At 38.9% G+C, this 18318-nt stretch carries 20 protein-coding genes; 2 read left to right on the forward strand and 18 right to left on the reverse strand.

Translation table 11 applies throughout. From position 1 onward, the window contains the following. Nucleotides 1-8 precede the first annotated feature (8 nt). From fni to prsW, 8 genes are all read right to left on the reverse strand, one after another. Nucleotides 9-1058: a type 2 isopentenyl-diphosphate Delta-isomerase gene (gene fni / locus JOD21_RS00525; RefSeq protein WP_204727706.1), complete on the reverse strand. Its 1050-nt coding sequence runs from the start codon at nt 1056-1058 to the stop codon at nt 9-11. Nucleotides 1059-1072: 14 nt separating this feature from the next. Then, nucleotides 1073-2218 (reverse strand): 30S ribosomal protein S1, encoded by a 1146-nt coding sequence (gene rpsA, locus JOD21_RS00530; RefSeq protein ID WP_041122716.1) that lies wholly within the window; start codon nt 2216-2218, stop codon nt 1073-1075. 126 nt (nt 2219-2344) lie between these two features. Continuing rightward, entirely contained in the window at nt 2345-2926 is a 582-nt protein-coding gene (locus tag JOD21_RS00535; protein WP_204727707.1) for a lysophospholipid acyltransferase family protein, read from the reverse strand. Continuing rightward, the gene (gene cmk / locus JOD21_RS00540) at nt 2923-3600 is read right to left on the reverse strand and encodes a (d)CMP kinase (RefSeq protein ID WP_204727964.1); all 678 of its coding nucleotides are present in this window, start codon (nt 3598-3600) and stop codon (nt 2923-2925) included. The genes JOD21_RS00535 and cmk overlap by 4 nt, the downstream gene beginning before the upstream one ends. A gap of 128 nt (nt 3601-3728) precedes the next feature. Further along, nucleotides 3729-4361 carry a flagellar brake protein gene (locus JOD21_RS00545; RefSeq protein ID WP_204727708.1) on the reverse strand — a complete coding sequence of 211 codons (633 nt, stop codon included), beginning with the start codon at nt 4359-4361 and terminating at the stop codon, nt 3729-3731. Between the two features lie 150 nt (nt 4362-4511). Continuing rightward, a complete protein-coding gene (gene ypeB / locus JOD21_RS00550; protein ID WP_204727709.1) occupies nt 4512-5822 on the reverse strand; it encodes a germination protein YpeB in 1311 nt (436 codons plus the stop codon). Nucleotides 5823-5838: 16 nt separating this feature from the next. Then, entirely contained in the window at nt 5839-6609 is a 771-nt protein-coding gene (sleB, locus tag JOD21_RS00555) for a spore cortex-lytic enzyme (protein ID WP_204727710.1), read from the reverse strand. A 114-nt stretch (nt 6610-6723) separates the two neighbouring features. Next, the gene (prsW, locus tag JOD21_RS00560; protein ID WP_204727711.1) at nt 6724-7389 is read right to left on the reverse strand and encodes a glutamic-type intramembrane protease PrsW; all 666 of its coding nucleotides are present in this window, start codon (nt 7387-7389) and stop codon (nt 6724-6726) included. 84 nt (nt 7390-7473) lie between these two features. Between prsW and JOD21_RS00565 the strand changes: the two genes are divergently transcribed. After that, nucleotides 7474-8445, forward strand: coding sequence for an asparaginase (locus tag JOD21_RS00565; RefSeq protein ID WP_204727712.1), 972 nt, complete (start codon nt 7474-7476; stop codon nt 8443-8445). A gap of 32 nt (nt 8446-8477) precedes the next feature. On the opposite strand, the gene JOD21_RS00570 is transcribed toward JOD21_RS00565, so the two are convergent. The 8 genes from JOD21_RS00570 to JOD21_RS00605 form a co-directional block, all read right to left on the reverse strand. After that, complete coding sequence (locus JOD21_RS00570; protein ID WP_204727713.1) at nt 8478-9437, reverse strand: YpdA family putative bacillithiol disulfide reductase; 960 nt, start codon at nt 9435-9437, stop codon at nt 8478-8480. A 98-nt stretch (nt 9438-9535) separates the two neighbouring features. Next, nucleotides 9536-10447 (reverse strand): MerR family transcriptional regulator, encoded by a 912-nt coding sequence (locus JOD21_RS00575; protein ID WP_204727714.1) that lies wholly within the window; start codon nt 10445-10447, stop codon nt 9536-9538. Nucleotides 10448-10536: 89 nt separating this feature from the next. Beyond that, nucleotides 10537-11289 carry a metallophosphoesterase gene (locus tag JOD21_RS00580; RefSeq protein WP_204727715.1) on the reverse strand — a complete coding sequence of 251 codons (753 nt, stop codon included), beginning with the start codon at nt 11287-11289 and terminating at the stop codon, nt 10537-10539. 76 nt (nt 11290-11365) lie between these two features. Further along, nucleotides 11366-12001, reverse strand: coding sequence for a CBS domain-containing protein (locus JOD21_RS00585; RefSeq protein ID WP_204727716.1), 636 nt, complete (start codon nt 11999-12001; stop codon nt 11366-11368). Nucleotides 12002-12084: 83 nt separating this feature from the next. After that, entirely contained in the window at nt 12085-12780 is a 696-nt protein-coding gene (locus tag JOD21_RS00590) for a LysM peptidoglycan-binding domain-containing protein (RefSeq protein ID WP_204727717.1), read from the reverse strand. 1 nt (nt 12781) lies between these two features. Next, nucleotides 12782-13348: a CPBP family intramembrane glutamic endopeptidase gene (locus JOD21_RS00595; RefSeq protein ID WP_204727718.1), complete on the reverse strand. Its 567-nt coding sequence runs from the start codon at nt 13346-13348 to the stop codon at nt 12782-12784. Beyond that, a complete protein-coding gene (locus JOD21_RS00600; RefSeq protein ID WP_204727719.1) occupies nt 13341-14780 on the reverse strand; it encodes a RecQ family ATP-dependent DNA helicase in 1440 nt (479 codons plus the stop codon). Before JOD21_RS00600 ends, JOD21_RS00595 begins: the two co-directional genes overlap by 8 nt. After that, nucleotides 14732-15835, reverse strand: coding sequence for a YpbB family protein (locus JOD21_RS00605; RefSeq protein WP_204727720.1), 1104 nt, complete (start codon nt 15833-15835; stop codon nt 14732-14734). The genes JOD21_RS00600 and JOD21_RS00605 overlap by 49 nt, the downstream gene beginning before the upstream one ends. A gap of 190 nt (nt 15836-16025) precedes the next feature. Between JOD21_RS00605 and JOD21_RS00610 the strand changes: the two genes are divergently transcribed. Then, nucleotides 16026-16274 carry a ferredoxin gene (locus JOD21_RS00610; RefSeq protein WP_204727721.1) on the forward strand — a complete coding sequence of 83 codons (249 nt, stop codon included), beginning with the start codon at nt 16026-16028 and terminating at the stop codon, nt 16272-16274. A gap of 47 nt (nt 16275-16321) precedes the next feature. Here JOD21_RS00610 and JOD21_RS00615 read toward each other — a convergent pair whose 3' ends face one another. Next, nucleotides 16322-17560, reverse strand: coding sequence for a hypothetical protein (locus JOD21_RS00615; RefSeq protein WP_204727722.1), 1239 nt, complete (start codon nt 17558-17560; stop codon nt 16322-16324). Next, a complete protein-coding gene (sigX, locus tag JOD21_RS00620) occupies nt 17538-18077 on the reverse strand; it encodes an RNA polymerase sigma factor SigX (protein ID WP_204727723.1) in 540 nt (179 codons plus the stop codon). Before sigX ends, JOD21_RS00615 begins: the two co-directional genes overlap by 23 nt. Between the last annotated feature and the right edge of the window lie 241 nt (nt 18078-18318).

The following is an 18318-nucleotide window of genomic DNA, read 5'->3' on the forward strand; positions in this document are numbered from 1 at the left end:
AAAATAGCTTATGATCTTCTGCTGAATTGTTCAGGATCCAGCCCCCGTGAATGAAGCCAATGATATAAGTCACCGGAAATAACTGCAGGAGCGCGGTGTAAAGAAGTTATATCACGACAGCCAAGTGCAGTCATCATCATGACCAGATCTTCATTGACGTATTCAATTTCATTAATCAGTTCATTTTCTCCTTCTTCAGTCAATATTTTCAAAAACTTCCCTGCAATGCCGGCTGCTGAAGCACCAAGGATAAGACTTTTTAAAATATCAATACTAGACTGTATACCCCCTGAAGCGAGTACTGTTTTTCCGGTAACGCTGGCTGTTTCAATAATTGAAGCCGCAGTAGGTATTCCCCACTGGTCGAAAAAAAGTTTTTTTCTTTCCTGCCTGCTGTTCTCGATACTTGAAAAATTAGTTCCTCCGTATCCTCCCGCATCGATTGCAGCCACATTAGTATTATTAAGTTTTGCAGCTGCTTCCTTACTGATACCAAAACCTGTTTCCTTCACAATTACCGGTACAGAAAGCTCATTTGCGATATGTGAAATTCTCTCTAAAGCTCCATTAAACGACCGGTCACCTTCAGGCATAGCCAGTTCCTGTATAACGTTCAGATGAATTTGCAGGGCATCAGCTTCAATCATTTCAACCGCTTCGAATGCCTGAGACAGTGTGGCTTCACTACCAATGTTACCAAATATAACACCATTCGGGTTTTCTTTACGAACAATGCTGTAAGTTCTCCGTTCTTCTTTATCTTTAATTGCGGACATTTGCGAACCAACAGATAGAGCAATGCCCGTTTCTCTTGCCGCTCTGGCTAGAGAAGCATTGATCTCAAGCGTTTTTTCTCCTCCTCCACCTGTCATCGCATTGATAAAAAAAGGCGAACTCAAGACAAGTCCGCCTACTTCAGAGTGAAGAGAAACTTCTTCCACAGAACAGTCCGGAAGACTTTGATGAACAATTTGAACATCATCAAACCCCGTCATGCCTGATGGTTTATCATTTAAAGCATATTGAATATGATCCAGTTTTCTTTTCGCTCTACTCACTAATATTCACCTAATTATTTGTCATTATTTAAATCTTTTAATTTGTCACCAATCATTTCACCAAGCTGGAAGCCCGAAGATTCCTCAGGCATATCATAGTTCTGTGAAACAGACCCTTTATCTTCTTTTAATTCTTTAATTGAAAGAGAAAGTCTTTGATCATTCACATTAACATCGAGTACCTTCACCTGAACTTCTTCTCCTTCAGTCAGTACCTCATGAGGTGTACCGATATGCTGATGTGAGATCTGTGAAATGTGAACAAGTCCTTCAACACCCGGGAACACTTCGACAAATGCTCCATAAGATACAAGACGTCTGACTTTCCCGTCGAGGACTGCTCCTCTTGGTGCTTTTTCTTCAATATCCGACCACGGGCCAGGAAGAGTTTCCTTAATTGATAAAGAAATTCTTTCGTTATCACGGTCAACAGATAGTACTTTAACCTGAACTTTCTGTCCTTCTTCAACAACGTCAGAAGGCTTTTCTACGTGCTGGTGTGATAACTGGGAGATATGCACAAGACCATCCACTCCGCCGATATCTACAAAAGCACCAAAATCCGTGATTCTCTGAACAGTCCCGTCGAGCACATCATCTGCCTGAATCTTTTCCAGAAGTTCTTTTTTCTTTTCAGCTTTTTCGCCTTCTATTACAGCACGGTGTGAAAGAATCAGCCTGTTTTTCTCTTCGTCCAGTTCAACAATTCTGAAAGTCAGAGATCTGCCTCTGTAGTCTTCAAAATCTTCCACGTAATAGTCTTCCACAAGTGAAGCCGGTACAAATCCTCTGACACCAAGATCAACTACAAGACCGCCTTTTACAACGTCTTTCACCTCAGCCTCAAACACTTCTTCAGACTCGTATCTGCGCTTCATTTCTTCCCAGGCTTTTTCAGCTTCCACTTTGCGTTTAGACAATACAAGAAGCTCTTCCTCGACTTTAGTCACGACTAAATCAAGCTCATCGCCCTCTTTAACGACGTCAGAGGCTTTTTCCACATGGAGGCTCGAAAGTTCTGAAATCGGAATAATACCGTCTATCTTGCTGTCTTTAACATCTACAAGAACCTGTTTTTCCTCCACCTTGGTTACAGTACCGGTAACCCGATTTCCTACCTCTAATGAGTTTACTTCGATGTTGTTCATATCCTCTGTCATATGTACTCCTCCTTAATCCAAGACTGCTGAAATTGTATTAAATGTGAAAAAATTCACAGTTTAATGTTAAATTCAGAATATACTACTAACTTCTAATAAATAGCCGTGTTTGTCAAGCGAGAACTTTTATCGATGATTGTCGGATAGCTGTTTTATTTCATTCATAATGATTTCTGTTACCTCTACTGCTGATGCTTTTCTTTCTTTAAGCTCGACCATATTAATCGGTTTACCGTAAACGACTTTTAGTCTTTTTGATAATTTGTATGGTCCGATAATGGCACACGGTACAACTGCTGCATCCGATCTCAGTGCAAAAAAACCTGCTCCGGCAAGGCCTTTACCAATCTGACCATCTTTACTTCTTGTACCTTCAGGAAACAGGCCCACAACATGTCCATCACGTAATTGCGCCAGTCCTTTTCTCAAAGCTTCCCTGTCACTCATTCCTCTTTTGACCGGAAATGCATTCAGGTTCGGCAGCAGGCTTTTCAAAACAGGAGCCTTAAATAACTCTTCTTTCGCCATAAATGAGACCGGTCTTGGTGAAGTGATTCCGACAACAGGAGGGTCAAGTACATTTATATGATTGGCACATATTAATACGCCGCCTTCTTCCGGTATATGTTCTTTACCCACTGTACGTATCCTGTAAGCAGGGGTTAGAATCGTTTTTACAAGTCCTTTGGCAAATGAGTATAAATTCATTGTACAGCCCCCCGTCCGGCAGCTAATTCTGTTACTTTATTAACGACTTCATCAATTGACATATGGGTTGTATCAAGCTCAATTGCATCTTCAGCTTTAGTAAGTGGAGAAACTTCACGTGTTGAATCAATATAATCACGTTCTTCAATTTCTGATTTCAACTGCTGAAGATCTGACTTAATTCCCTGAGACTGATGCTCTTCAAAGCGTCTTCTTGCCCGTTCTTCAGCGGTTGCTGACATGAAAATTTTTAATTCTGCATCAGGGATCACGGCTGTTCCAATATCACGGCCATCCATCACAATCCCGCCATTTTTAAGAAGTTTCTGTTGTCTTTTGACCATCTCACTTCTTACAGCCTTATGCAGTGCCACATCAGATACATGTTTTGTTACCCGCTGTTCTCTGATATCCCTTGTTACTTCCTTGCCATCAAGAAAGACAAGCTGCCCATCTTCTCCAGGCTTCAGCTCTATCACTGTATTCATTAACAGATCATATAATGCCTGTTCATTTTTAGGATCAATCTGCTGATTGACTGCTTTTAATGTCAAAGTTCTGTACATTGCACCTGTATCTATATAAATAAAACCGAGTTTCTCAGCAATTTTTTTTGCAGCAGTACTTTTTCCGGCAGCTGCCGGACCATCAAGTGCAATACGTATGTTATTCAATTTATTCACCGGCGATTCTCCTCAATCTAATTTAATCACAGTCATTGTATCACAAACGTCGGATTTTCTGATGATTCCAAACGACAAAACGCTCTTTTAATGTTTTCACAGAAAGAGCGTTTCGGGTGTTATTTTTCTTTTAACTTGAGCTGGCATTCAAACGTATACCTTAATAACAGTTGTCTCTCAAGAGCAGTAAGATCAATAAATTTAACCATACCTATATGTACCCGCTCTACCTGTTTGGTGCGGATGACTTCACCCTCAACTTTTACATATTGTATCTCACCGTTTCTCATTGGAAGCACAATAAAAAGTTCGAGAGGATCACCCTGTTCAAAATTCATTCCATTTTTAATGATAAAAGACAGTCCTCCCGCACTGATATCTTCAGTAACGGTTGTAAAAGTTGCTGCACCGGATTTAACCGATAGATCTATAGAGGAATTTACACGGACAAATTGACGCCGCTGAATTTTAATTAAGTCTTTATCCTCCGGTGCTTCAACTGAGATCATAGGGATATTTGTATTTTTTCTTCCCTTGACTTCTGTTTCAAAAGAGAATGCATCATTTTTGTCATCCGTGTATGTAACTCTCAGCTGCATTCCATCAGTCAGAAAAACTGTTTTATTTGTCGAAATGCTGATTGGATAATCAATAAATAGTTTTTTCCCGCTCACTTCAACAAGTCTGCTTTTATATTTATCATTCTGAGAAGCATGCATCGGTTCAATTGTTAATACAGTTCCAATTTTCATTTGTCACACCTGCCTAAACTACGCTATATAGGTATTATCTCATGGAACATCACAATTTCAATTCCTTTTTCAGTAAGAAAGCATAAACTTTTTATAAAAAAACCCTTTTACTCAGTATATTGTATACGTACTGAATAAAAGGGTTAAACTCTACAGTTTTTCTACTTTTTCTTCCTGACCTGTCTCTGCATTAATATAAATCCGGTAAGTTTCATCGTTTGAAACGCCTGTAAATTCAAAGCATAAAACATGTTCATCAAACTCATTTCTGATCAGCGTCATTCTTGTTTCCCCATTTTTAAAATCTGAATGAAGCAGTGATAAGGCTTCAGTTTCTGACAGAGAGGGCTCTGGAATTTCAATATCTCCATACCCTGCCCAATAATCGAAACCTGTAAAGCCGAGTACTTCTCCATTATCGAGTGCAACTTTTAAATATACTGAATCATCAAGCACCCATACGTTTTCATCTTCTAGATACTTAACAAATGTAAATGAAGCACTGTGATCTGTCTGCTGGGCCTGATCAAGCTTTAAGTCAGTCAGCTTGTTTTTCTTCAGGAATGCTTCTGCCTCTGCTGACGCTTCATTTAAACTGAGGGATGTGTTCTTAATTTCACGATCTTTTATCAGATATAATGGATACCCGCCTTTTAGAGAAAGATCCATTGAAAAGTTTTCATCCTGTTCTCTGACAGTAATAAAGGGATAAGGTGATCCTTTCTTACTTTTTGTAACTTCTGGCTGATCAAGTGCCGTTTCAGAAAAGGATTCAGCGATTTTAAGTGCTTCCTGTTCTGTGATTTCATTTCCGCTTAAATGCTGGAGTTGTTTTCGCCGCATTGAAGCAGTTTCCTGTTCAGTCGGAGCAAAAGTTTCTGAGGCGTAACCTTTTACATTTCCATCCACTTTAGCAAAACCGTCTACGACCGGCTGAGCTTTTGCATCTCCGGTAGCCATAAGCTCTTCAAGGTCGAGCCAGCTCAATTCTTCATTTAAGATTCTTTCCTGAATGTTCCTAAGTTCAGTCTGAATATCAGCAGACTGGCTGTACAACTGTTTTAGCTTGTCATATTCTTCTCCTGTGAGCGGTTCTGATGATAGGTCTCTGACTGATGTACGGTAGCTGAATTCCCCAATTTTCATCAGAAACTTTTCCATCTCACTAAAAGGCAGAATACCAAGCGGCAGTTGACCGATATCTGAATGGATCATCGAAGTCAGCCGCCACACTTCCGTAAGAGCCGGTGTCAGTGTACGCCCGCCATTCATCGCGAGTGTGGATCCTATTTCATCATGAAGAAGATCCATTTGGAACGTCATTTCATGAAATGCACGCTGATATTGATTTTCCATATGAGTTTCCAGGGCCTGTACCTGCCCTTTTTGATAGGCTGCTGCTGCAGTTGCGATAAAAGCACATAAAAACAATATGATCAGGATCATTTTTTTCTTTTTCACTTTTTAGACTCCTCATTTACAGACAGAATATATGTTCACCAATCTGTTTAATTTGCGGTCTGGACCAGATCCATTTACTCGTTGCAGTCACCGGATTAAAGTAGTACAAGGCATTTTCTGAGGGATCCCAGCCATTAATAGCGTCCATCACCGCACGTTTAGCCTGCTCGTTAGGTGTAAGCCATATCTGACCATCAGCAACCGCAGTAAACGCAAGCGGTTCAAAAATCACCCCTGAGGCAGTATTGGGAAATGCTTCATCCTCAATCCGATTTAAAATGACAGCAGCTACAGCAACCTGTCCTTCATATGGTTCGCCACGTGCTTCTCCATATACAGCATTAGCCATCAGCTGAATATCTTTTTCAGAATAACCTTTAGGTAAATTCATTTTCTTGGTTGAAGATTCCCCTTTCACCTGATTTTTCAGCGGTGTCCCGCCGTAATGAGTAAATTTCACACCTTTGTTGATGTTGTCTTTCACAAAATCTTTATTATATTCACTTGCATTGATCAGTTTTTGCCTCGTTTCCGGCCCTGCAAGCCCGTCTATTTCCATACCATAATCCTGTTGAAAGTTTCTAAGCGCCCAGTAAGTACCCCATCCAAAATCCCCATCGATCTGGCCGGTGTAATAGCCGATATATTGAAGACGTGCCTGCAGTTCAATGACATCGTCTCCATATGCTCCTTTTTGAATGACTTGTCCGCTGAATCCGTTAACTGCTGAGCTGTTGCTGAAGAATAATAAGCAAATAAGTATAGTAGCGATATATTGTTTCTTCATGCATATACCTCCTGTAACAATGGATAATATTAATCTGAACCAAATTCAGCAAACTATACAAAAGGCATTAATCAGAGCTCAAAAAAAAAGCATGCAGCTGCATGCTTTTAGTTGTTATATATGATTAGTATTGTGGTGGGCATCGGTCAGAATATGAGCTTTCTTGACTTTCCATAAACCAAGCCACCACAGAAACAGCATGAATGGAACCATATAATAGATCCAGTGTCTGCTGCTCATTAAAATAAAGTCATAAATCGAGTGAAGAATGATTGGCAATATTAATGAAATGAAAACAAATAAGTATCTTTTTTGATTGAATTTAGCTTTCCCTATGTAATAACCCATTACAACACCAAATAATGCATGACTTGATACAGGTAATAACGCTCTTCCGACAGCCGTTTCAAGGCCGTATGCAGCGAGATAAAGTACATTTTCAAGTGTTGCGAATCCCAAAGATACTGCAGCACCATATACAATTCCGTCATATGGTTCATCAAATTCAACGAGATGAAATATAAAGAAATATAAAATAAACCATTTAAAAAATTCCTCTAATAATCCGTATGTCAAAAGTGATTGAAATATCATATTACTAAAATCTATTTCAACTTCTATTACATACTGTATAAACATAACGGGAAATGTTACAGCAACGCCTAAAATAAATGCCCTGAAAACCACTCTGACAGGCTCTGAGTCATATTGATCCTTCAAATAAAAATAGCTTAAAAGAGCCAGTCCGGGTGCTATCGCAGCTGAAATAAGAGCGATCATGATGTTGCCTCTTTTCAATCTGTTTTTCTCATCGTATCATGTAAAAGAATCGAATTACACAGTTAACTTTCACGGAGGGGTCAAATGTCTAAGAAAAAACTATTACTAATTCATACAGGCGGCACAATTTCCATGTCGGAAGATGAATCCGGAGCAGTAAAACCCGAGGGTGCTAATCCGTTAATGAGACATACGCCTAATTTAAATGATTATGCTGAATTTATCGTAGAGACGCCGTTTACACTGCCATCACCGCACATTACGCCGGATCATATGCTCGAACTAAAAAAAATAATTGAAAAATATTATTTAGAAGACGGTATTCATGGGGCTGTAATCACACATGGAACTGACACACTTGAAGAAACTGCTTATTTCCTTGATTTAACGTTGAGACTTTCAATTCCGATTGTTGTGACTGGAGCTATGAGGTCATCGAATGAAATTGGCTCTGACGGTCTGTATAATTTAATTAGTGCTGTAAGGGTAGCAACCTCTGATGAAGCATTCGGCAAAGGTGTACTTGTCGTATTAAATGATGAAATCCACACCGCTGTCAATGTGACAAAAACACATGCAAGTAATGTTTCCACTTTCCAGAGCCCTCAATATGGGCCAATCGGAATTGTAACCAAAGGTGCTGTGCTGTTCCATCATACACCGAAGCTTGACGTTAAATATTCCATATCTGAATTGAATAAAAATGTCTCGATTATTAAGGCATATGCCGGTATGGATTCAAGACTATTTGAAGCACTTGCTTCTCTAGATTTTGACGGGGTAGTAATCGAAGCGCTTGGTCAGGGAAATCTGCCGCCAGGGACAGTGGATGGACTTGCTCACCTGATTGAAAAGAATATACCCGTTGTGCTGGTATCCAGGTGCTTTAATGGAATTGCACAGGATGTATACGGCTACGAAGGAGGAGGACGCCAGCTGAAAAAGATGGGCGTGATTTTTTCTAACGGGTTAAATGGTCAAAAAGCACGGCTCAAGCTGATGATCGGACTATCTCAATCAGACGATCAGGATAATATCGCTGCAATGTTTCAATAAAAAAAGCTGTGTCAATTATGACACAGCTTTTTTTATTGAACGGTAATCGCTTCTGCAATCTGCTTACCGTGAAAACGGCCATTTTCAATAAAGATTTCGTTGGCGTTGTTGCCGGCAGCGATGACACCGGCTATATAAATACCCGGGATATTCGTCTCCATCGTTTCAGGATTAAAAAGTGGACGCCCGGTTTCATAATCTATTTCCACACCCATTGATTCGATAAAAGAATGATCCGGATGATAACCAATCATCGCAAATACAATGTCATTCTTCATTGATATCTCATTGAACCCATCATGATAAATAAGCTCATTGTCTTTAATTTCTCTTACTTCAGCATTAAAGATCATCTGGACGGATCCATTCTTTACCAGCGCTTCAAATTCCGGCAGTATCCAGGGTTTAATACTTTGTGAATACTCAATTCCTCTGTATAACACCGTGACTCTGGCACCTGCTTTTTGAAGTTCAATCGCTGCATCCACAGCAGAGTTCTTCCCGCCAATTACAGCTACATCCAAATCAAAATATGGATGGGCTTCTTTGAAATAGTGATGAACTTTGTCTAATTTGGCACCAGGACATTCAAGCCTGTTTGGATGATCATAGTAACCCGTAGCTACAATGACCTGCTCAGCAGAATATTCACCTTTATCTGTATTAATCATAAAAAGATCATTTTCTTTCCTGACACCTTTTACTAGCTCGAATCTGTTAATTCGAAGTTCATGTCTTAACGCAACTTCCCGGTAATAAACAAGGGCCTGATTTCTTTTGGGCTTATGCTGTTCAATAATGAATGGCACATCCCCGATTTCAAGTTTTTCACTTGATGAGAAAAAAGTCTGGTGTGTCGGATAATGATAAATCGCGTTCACAATGTTTCCTTTTTCTATTACAAGAGGATCCAGTCCTTTATTTTTCAGTTCAATTGCAGCAGATAGTCCGCAAGGTCCTCCACCGATCACAATTACTTTTTCAGTTTTCATTTTGTCACTCCTTATTTCAAAGCAAACGTCTGCTATACCCTTCTTCCTTTAAAAAACTCCTATTTAATCATAATAGGAGTTTTACTGTCACTATTCAATTAATTTGCAGACATATTGAGCGAATTACTGATCCAATTTTCCCAATCTTCTTTATTGAGACCCACCAGATTTTTCTCGTACCCTTCTTTTTCTGTATCACTCATCATATTAACAGCATTTCCTCCAAGTCCGATTGCAAGATCCTGGTAATCTTTTTCAAGGTCTTTTATTAATTCTTTCGCTCTTTGAAGATTCTGCTTTAAAGTACAGGACATAAAGAGGAATTTAGGTTCTACTGTATCAAGCACCACTTGTATATCCCCTTCTTTTATGCTTGAACCCAGATAGATCACGTTAAAACCTTTCCGGCGTATAAATAACGTGAAAATCAACAGTCCCAGCTCATGCCATTCACCGGGTGAACAGACAGCAACAACTTTTGGAAGAAAGTTATTTTGAGGAAAAGAGTGCATCAGTATGCCAATTCTTGACCTTAAAATAGACGTAGCAAAATGTTCATGAGCTGTCGTAATACGTTCTTCTTCCCATAAAAGGCCAATTTTTATCAGGATACTCCCTAAAATATCAATCAGTACTTTATCAACTGTATAAAGCGAGAATGCTTCATTAATTAAATCATGCGATTTGCTTTCATCGAACTGCATCAGTGATCTGAGCAGATCATTCCTGAGTACTGAAAGCTGATCTTCATTTTGCTCTGACGATACGATATTGTCCTGCTCTTGTTCAGAAAGCGCAACAGCCTGACTGATTGTAAAACCGGCATTTACTTTTGAGACCAGCCATTTTAATTTTCTTATATGCTCATCTGTATAAAGTCGGTGACCTGATTCATTACGGACAGGCGCGACCATCTGATATCGCCGTTCCCACGCTCTTAGCGTTCCAGGCTGTATACCAAGCATATTAGAAACCGCTTTTATATTATATTTTCCTTCGTCAGCTTTCATGGCCTACCCCCTGCTCCGAACTTCGTGATACTTAATTATATATTCATTATACAAAGATGTAAAATCTGTATAGGTTTTTTATAACTGTATCACACAATCCGGATCAGATGCACTTCAGATTTCGCACCAAGCCGCATAGGAAGAAGTGTTGTGCCATAACCGTTACTGATCAGATGTGAATAATGAGGCTTCCGCTTCATACTGCCTTTTTGATAAGGACCGAATCCGAATAATCTGATCTGACCCCCGTGCGTATGACCTGACAATATAAGCTTAATGTTAGCAGCATTCGCTGTTTGATTTAATTTTTTTGTAATTCTGGGATCGTGACTGATTAAAATGACATCTTCATCTTGAATACCAGCCATAGTTTTACTAATATCATCTTTTTTATAGTTGATATCACCAACACCTGCAATTACCAGGCCCTCATTCAGATGACATTTAACTGACTCATTTTCAAGCACAGTAATACCTTGATTTTCAAGTATGTCAGTAAGTAATGTTTTATCTACTTCTTCATCATTATTACCGAAAACAAAATAAGTTTTTTTATTTGCAGCAAGCAGTGCTGCGTTTTTTCTGACTCTCTCGAAAGATACCCCTTTTTCAGTTATATCCCCTCCGATCACAGCTATATCTGTTTCAGGCAGAGATGTAAGCCATTTTTCAGAAACGGATCGTCTGTGAATATCTGAAATAAACAGCATGTTAACCGGCTTATATTTTTTTTCATTATTTAACATTACTTCATGAGTGACAAGGTTATTTTCAAAAGCCCTTTTCAACATCAAAAGACACATTGAAACAACCATACTTAACATAACTAAAAGATATTTCATTGTTTCCTCCTGAGCTGGCATTGATGTAGCGGTGTAAAAAGAAAATCATTTCCCCGAACTCCGGGGAAATGATTGATTAAAGATCTTCTTTTATATCAAGAATTCTAAATCCTGACTTTTCAAGTTTCTTCAGGAATTTGTCAAGATTATCTCTCTTTTCAATCTTAAGAACGATTCTTCTGACAAGCTTATCAGTTTCATCAAATGTAACAAGTGAAATAACTGATTCATGAAATTGCTGAATAATTTCAGCAAGCCGTGAAATTCTGCCTTCTGTTTCGACGGATGTAAAAGCTATTCTCACACCGTTTTTGTGCATTCCAAATGCGCTTCTGAACTGATTAAACACATCGAATCTTGTGACAATCCCTTTGAACCTTCTGTCAGCATCTACGACTGACATAAGCGGAAAATCATTCAGCTGATATAACGTTGTTTCAAATATTTCATCACCCTGCAGGTAGTTATCCTCATGAGTTAATATATCCCCCGCTTTTTTCGTTTCATAAAAAGCTTCTTTGGAAATTCCTGATTTAAAGAAAGCCTGATAAATATGATACCTGGTTGTCACACCCTTATATGTATCACCACTTAAAACAGGTAAGGCATCCACTTCTTTCTCTTCCAGAAGAGTAATCACTTTTTCAATCGATTCATCTGCCTGAACGGTAAAACATTTTGCTGCTGGTACCATCGCACTTTTAACAAACATCTGCATTCACCCCGGTTAATTAGTAACAGCTCAGCTGCTTAATCATTTTATTCTGTAAAACATCGTTAAAACCCTTTTTCCTGTTATGGTAATTGTAAAACCTGTCCAACGTAAATTTCATTGTTACCCAGTCCATTAATTTGTTTCAGCTGCTCGACACCATCCGGCCCCAGTCCATAATTGACAGAAATCCTGTATAGCGTTTCATTAGCCTGGACAGTATGTGTACTTCCTGATGGTTCAGGAGTTTCTGCAGCTGGTTCAGCTGGTTCTTCTGCAGGTTGTTCAACCTCTTCTGCAGGCTCTTCTACAGGTTGTTCCACCGGTTGTTCTGCAGGTTCTTCTTCAGTCTGGTCCGCAGGTTCTTCCTCTAGTGCTTCTTCAGATGCTTCTTCTGTAATTTCTTCGCTTGCTGAGTCGTTATTTTCTTCAGCTATAACCGGTTCAGTCTTATCACTTAATGCTGTTTCTCTCATCTTCTCGATTTGAAATTCATTTGCATTTTCAAGCGTTGCATTTGTAATGCCCGTTTCGTTATCTGAAAAAAGATAAACTGCTGCAAGTACAACGGTTAATGGTAATACAATAAAAGTTGCAAGCAGTAACCCTGTCAGCGGAAATGGTTTTTTACCGGATTTTTTCTCTTCTCTCTTTTTTCCATGTAATTCAACTCTTGAATGGGCAGTCTGTTGACTGTTTTCAGTTCTAGATGCCGGTTTAGCTGACTGTATTTCTTTTCTGTCTTTTTCTGCACGGTCCCTGTAAGGATCTCTTTTCATTTTAATCCCCTTCTTTATAAGTATAATGAATATAAATACCTAATATATAGTCTATTATAAAGTGAATAATGATAACTGACCATAGACTTTCGGTAGATTCATACACAAATCCCAAAATAAAAGATAAGCAAGTAACATTTACAAGTAGGAAAAGATTCTTCAGATACCGGAAATGGATAGCTATAAAAATCATACTGGCTCCCATCAGTCCAATATGAGTCTGTAAAATCCCCCGGAATAACAGTTCTTCACTAAATGCAATCAACCCTGTTAAAAGTAAGATGTGAGCAGGTCTGAGAGAGCTGAAAAGAGTGCGGTTAACGCCGCCATCATCAAATGATTGTTCAGGAAAAACTTTCATAAGCAGCAAATCTATTAACACAATCGCTGCACCAGTTATGAAACTGATGATTAGTATCTCTGTATTGATTTGAAACAGCTGAGTGAAGTCGGAAAAACTGTTAAATAAAATAAACCCGAGAAAAATTGATATGATAATCAGAATGATTTGTGTGGCATACACCGCACTTATTAATTCTCTGCCTGTATAGGACTGTTGTTTATTCATTTTTAAGTAATAACTTATCCAATTTTTCTTTCCAGCTTACTTCTTTGTATGAAGATTGTTCTCTATTCATCATCATGTGTTCGAGTCCACATTTGTCACAACAATGATCTGCTTTTGCTGCCGGCGATTCTTCAAAGAAAGCCAAAAGCTTCGCTCTCCGGCAGGACTCAGCTTCTATATAACTTTTCATTTCCAACACTTTTTCTTTTTTACTGATCACTCTTTTATCGAGCAATTGATTGATACGCTCAGCCCAATCTTCAGCAGGTTCATGATGAATATAATAACTCAGGACTCTGATTTGAGTGTCTGAGAGCATCAGTTTTTCCTGGATTTCGTTAATAGACAAATCTCTTCTGAACATATAATAGAAATTTTCTATCTGTTCAAAAGCAGGTTTTTCAAGCTCTGCAAGCTGCAGCGGAATAAATTCGTCATTTTCACTGTAAAGAAGAATGGAGTGAGCCTGCTCTAGATCCCTGCCTGCCCTTCCGATCTCCTGGAGAAAGTTTTCAACTGATGATGACATGTGAAAATGAATAACCGTTCTGATGTTATTTTTATTTATCCCCATACCAAAAGCATTTGTCGCAAAAATCCAGTCCAATTGACCGTTTATAAATTGCTGTTGGATTAAGATGCGCTGATCTGTTTCCATTCCTCCGTGATATACAGAAGATCTGACATTTTCAGATGATGCAGCTGCCTGCATCTCCTCTGCTTTTTTTCTGCTTGAGAAAAAAACAATGCCTGGTGCTGTGTTGTTTTGAATAAGTGAAAGTAGTTTATCTTCTTTTTGAGACACATGATTAAATGTGTTGACTTCCAATGCAATATTTGGCCGGTTGACTGAATATACCCACTCTTTCCAATTGTTCAGATTAAGCTTCAATGCTATATCCTTCCTGATCTCTTCAGTCGCAGTTGCAGTCAGTGCAAGTGTACACGGGCTGCCAAGTGTCTTTTTGAGATGTCCAAGTCTCAGATAATCCGGCCTGAAATCTGGTCCCCATTGAGAAATACAGTGTGCTTCATCAATAACCAGTAATCCAATACCAATTTCTTTTAACTTATGAAGTACTTCATTTGAATTCAGCATCTCGGGTGAAAGAAAAATAAAGCGGTAAGCTTCAAGATTTGCAACCAGCTGTTTTCTCTCGTTATAAGCCAGAAAAGAATTAATTGCTGTTACCCTCTTTTCTCCCCTCAACTTAATCTGATCCACCTGATCCTGCATTAATGATAATAATGGAGAAATAATCAGGACCCGATTGTTGTTTACATAAGAAGGATATTGGTAACAAAGACTTTTTCCCGTTCCCGTAGGCAACATGGCAATCGTATCCTGATGATTAATTACTGAACTGATGATTTCTTTCTGCCCTAACCGGAATGATGAATACCCAAACTTTTCATAAAGTAATTTCTCCATGCCATCCCATTCCTTTCTGACGTAGCAAGTACTAGCCTGATTTGAAAATAATCCGCTTCCGGTACTTTGTCTTTTATAAATCTCAGCCTTCTACTGTCCCCGCCTGCTAATTGAATTTTCTTATTTAACTCATCATGCACATAGAGATTAATATTAAATTCAGGATCCAGCAAAGCAATTTCAAGTACGTGATCTTCAATGGTGCTTTTCTTTAATTGCCTTATTGCTGCAATCTGATCAATAGAGTACTGCTTTGATAAATAACAGTATGTTTCAGTTGTTGATTTTGTCAAAAGCGTATTTCCAGTGTTTTCTAACATCATCATGGATGATAAAACCGGATAATCTGCAGACTTTTTTTCAACAGCTGTCATGATGAAATGAAGCGAATTTAAAAACCGGATATACACATCGGAGACTTCACAATTCAGCTTATTGGCAATTTGCTGATTTGTTAATCCGATCATTTCAAACCCTGAAAGTTTCTGAATGACTAAATCAGGTGTATCAGGAAAGTTTTCTAATGAGAGAACCTCTGTTAGTTCTTTATGAATCTGATAAGTGTAATCAAGTAATGCTTTATCAGACTGCTTCACATGATTTCTGACCCAGTTTTGTATATGTATATCTCTGCTGACAGGCAGAAAACGCTGCTGATCATGTATCAGGTTAGATGCAGTCTGAACCATGAGTGTCAGCCTGTGCCAGAAAATTGGAGCTGACTTCTGGTATTTCCAGCCGTTAAGGTCATAAGGAACCGGTCTTACATTAAAAAAATCAGACACGGCTTTTTTTCCTGATCCGGTTAAAACCATGATCCCGTCTTTTTTCTCTGCAATAAAATCTTTTTGCAAAAGGCCGGATAACCTCTGATCATAATCTTTTCTTCTCAGTGCGGGGTAAATTTGAAACTGAGGGGATAGCCCAAACAGTTGTGCATCCTGTATTGTTTGTGAAGTTTTTTTACCTTTTAGAAGATGATAGATAGAGGATTGGGTTCTTTCACCATTGATGATGTCGAGTCCAACCATCATCATAGCGTCAAGATAATTCATAGAGGATCTCCTTTGTTTACAAGTTATATTTATAGTAACATCCGATTGACGCATTCGTCAGTTTTCATTTGTGCTGAGACGGGTAAAAGAAATTAAACGGTCTTCTGTATTGAAAATCGAAACGCAGACGAGTAAAATAAGTAATGGACATTTTTCAGCTTATAAATGCTTTTATGAGGAGGTAATCCAATTGGCTAAATATACAATCGTAGATAAAGATACATGTATTGCATGTGGCGCATGCGGTGCTGCAGCGCCGGACATTTATGATTACGATGATGAGGGTATTGCATTTGTCGTACTTGATGACAATGACGGTACTGTTGAAGTACCCGAAGTATTGTATGATGATATGCTAGACGCTTTCGAAGGCTGCCCTACTGATTCCATCAAGGTTGCTGACGAACCGTTTGATGGCGACGCACTTAAGTTTGAATAAAAGACCCGGCCGGATAGACAATTGCTGTCTATTTGGCCAGGTCTTTTTTATTGCAGATATGCGATGTTTCCGCCGACCGGAACAGGTACCGGAGCGCTGAAATCATATCCCTCTATAAAACCGGGTTCAATGCCATCAAATTGAACTGAACTCATTGAGAAAGATTCTGCTGTCAGCAAAATTGATTCAACCATTTTTATTTTTTCTTCAGCTGTCAGTTCATTGATATTCCCTTCAAATGTCACAATTACTTCATTGCCAATCACTTCATAATTAACATCAATATTTTCTGGAACAGGTGAAGTGTAACGATCATTCGGCACTTCATCTTCTATTGCTGTCAGAGCTTCCTGAAGCGTGGTGAAATTCTCATTGCTTTTCGCGTAATAGTAAGTTCCATTATTGTTTTCATATACATAAAACCCTTTTTGGTCATGATTAAGCGGATAGGACTCTACTATACCAAACGCGCCTACTTCAGCTGCCTCATTATTTTCATCTACAATTCTGAACTGATCATAGTCAGAGCCGAAAGTTTCTTTTAATACATCAATTAAAAGGGCTGCAGATGATCCCTGGGTTTTATTTTCAAGCTCATTGATCATACCGGTAATGATTTCGCCTTCTTCTGTCAGGTTACTGCTTACCGGATGATAATCCATAAATCCCATTTGCTGTTCATCAATGACTTCTGCCCACTTCAAGTATAAAGAGGCCGCTGATAAACTTTCTTCACTCTCAGGTACGACAAATGTGTAAGGAATGACGTATGCATCTTCTGTAACAAGTGCCGCTTCAAAATATTGACTGCCGCCAAGGTCTTCTTCAAAAAGCAGGCCGGATTCCTGAGTGCTTTCAATTTCTACTGTTTCAAGTTCTTCATCCGCAGCTGCTGCAGCTTCGCCTTCTTCTTCAACTGTAGTTTCAGCTGTTTCTTCTTCAGGTGTCACTGAATTTGATTCCTCTATCCGGGTATCTGATGATTCTTCACGCTCAGACTCCTGCACATTACTTTTGGCAGATTCATCATTCACGGTCATTGCCATGTCAGAAGATGATTCCTCACTTGAGGGAGTATCCTGATTAAATAGACCCGGACCGAGTATAAGCATCAGAGCTGCAGCTGCAGTACCTGCAACTGCAGGCATCCAGGGAAAATTCTTTTTCGGCCTGTTTCTTAAATGAATATGCTGATAAACATCTTCTGCACTTAAGCGGTTTTTAATGACCGGCAGTTGTTTCAATTGATGCTCTATTTCTTTTTCAGTCGGCTTCTGAATAGTCATTGATATCCCTCCCATCTTCTGACATCAGTTCTTTCAGCTTTTTGATTGCCCGGTGCTGTGTCGTTTTTACTTTTCCTTCTGACCACCCAAGAACTTCTGCTGCCTCTGCTATACTTAAATCCTGAATATACCTTGTTACAATGACAAGTTGCTGGTCAGTCGTGCACAAATCAAGACAGCTGTACAACTTTTGAACCTCTTCATTTTGCTCAGTAATTTCTTCAGGGAGCGGTCCGTTTGATGAAATTTCTCTTTCTCCCCAGTCAAAATGGTCCATTACCCGCTTGCGTATTGTTTGCTGCTTTCTAAAATAATCAATTGTCACATTTTTAGCAATTGAAAATAACCAGGTTTTCTCAGAACTTTTCCCCTCAAACCTGTGATAGGAATTCATCACTTTTATATACACTTCCTGCAACAGATCTTCAGCAGTATCCCTGTTTTTAACCATATAGATCAAAAATTGAAAAACATCCTGTTGATAATCTGAATATAATCGCTTAAAAACGGAGTCCATTAACCGTCTCCTCCCCCGTTCATACCATTAGTCGTATTTAAGATGAAAAAGTTTCTTTCATCAGAACGTTTTCTTATATCATCTGCATTTATACACCCTCTCATTTTACATGAGAGGTGTGAACTGTAAAAGCTGGATTTAAAATTAATATGTATTAAAAACGGACAATTGATTTTTCAGGCAGAACCGGAGATGTATTCTCTGCTCTGACCTATCAAAACCATTGTCCGTTTCATATCTG

The organism is Jeotgalibacillus terrae (assembly GCF_016908195.1).
Classification (GTDB): Bacteria; Bacillota; Bacilli; order Bacillales; family Jeotgalibacillaceae; genus Jeotgalibacillus; species Jeotgalibacillus terrae.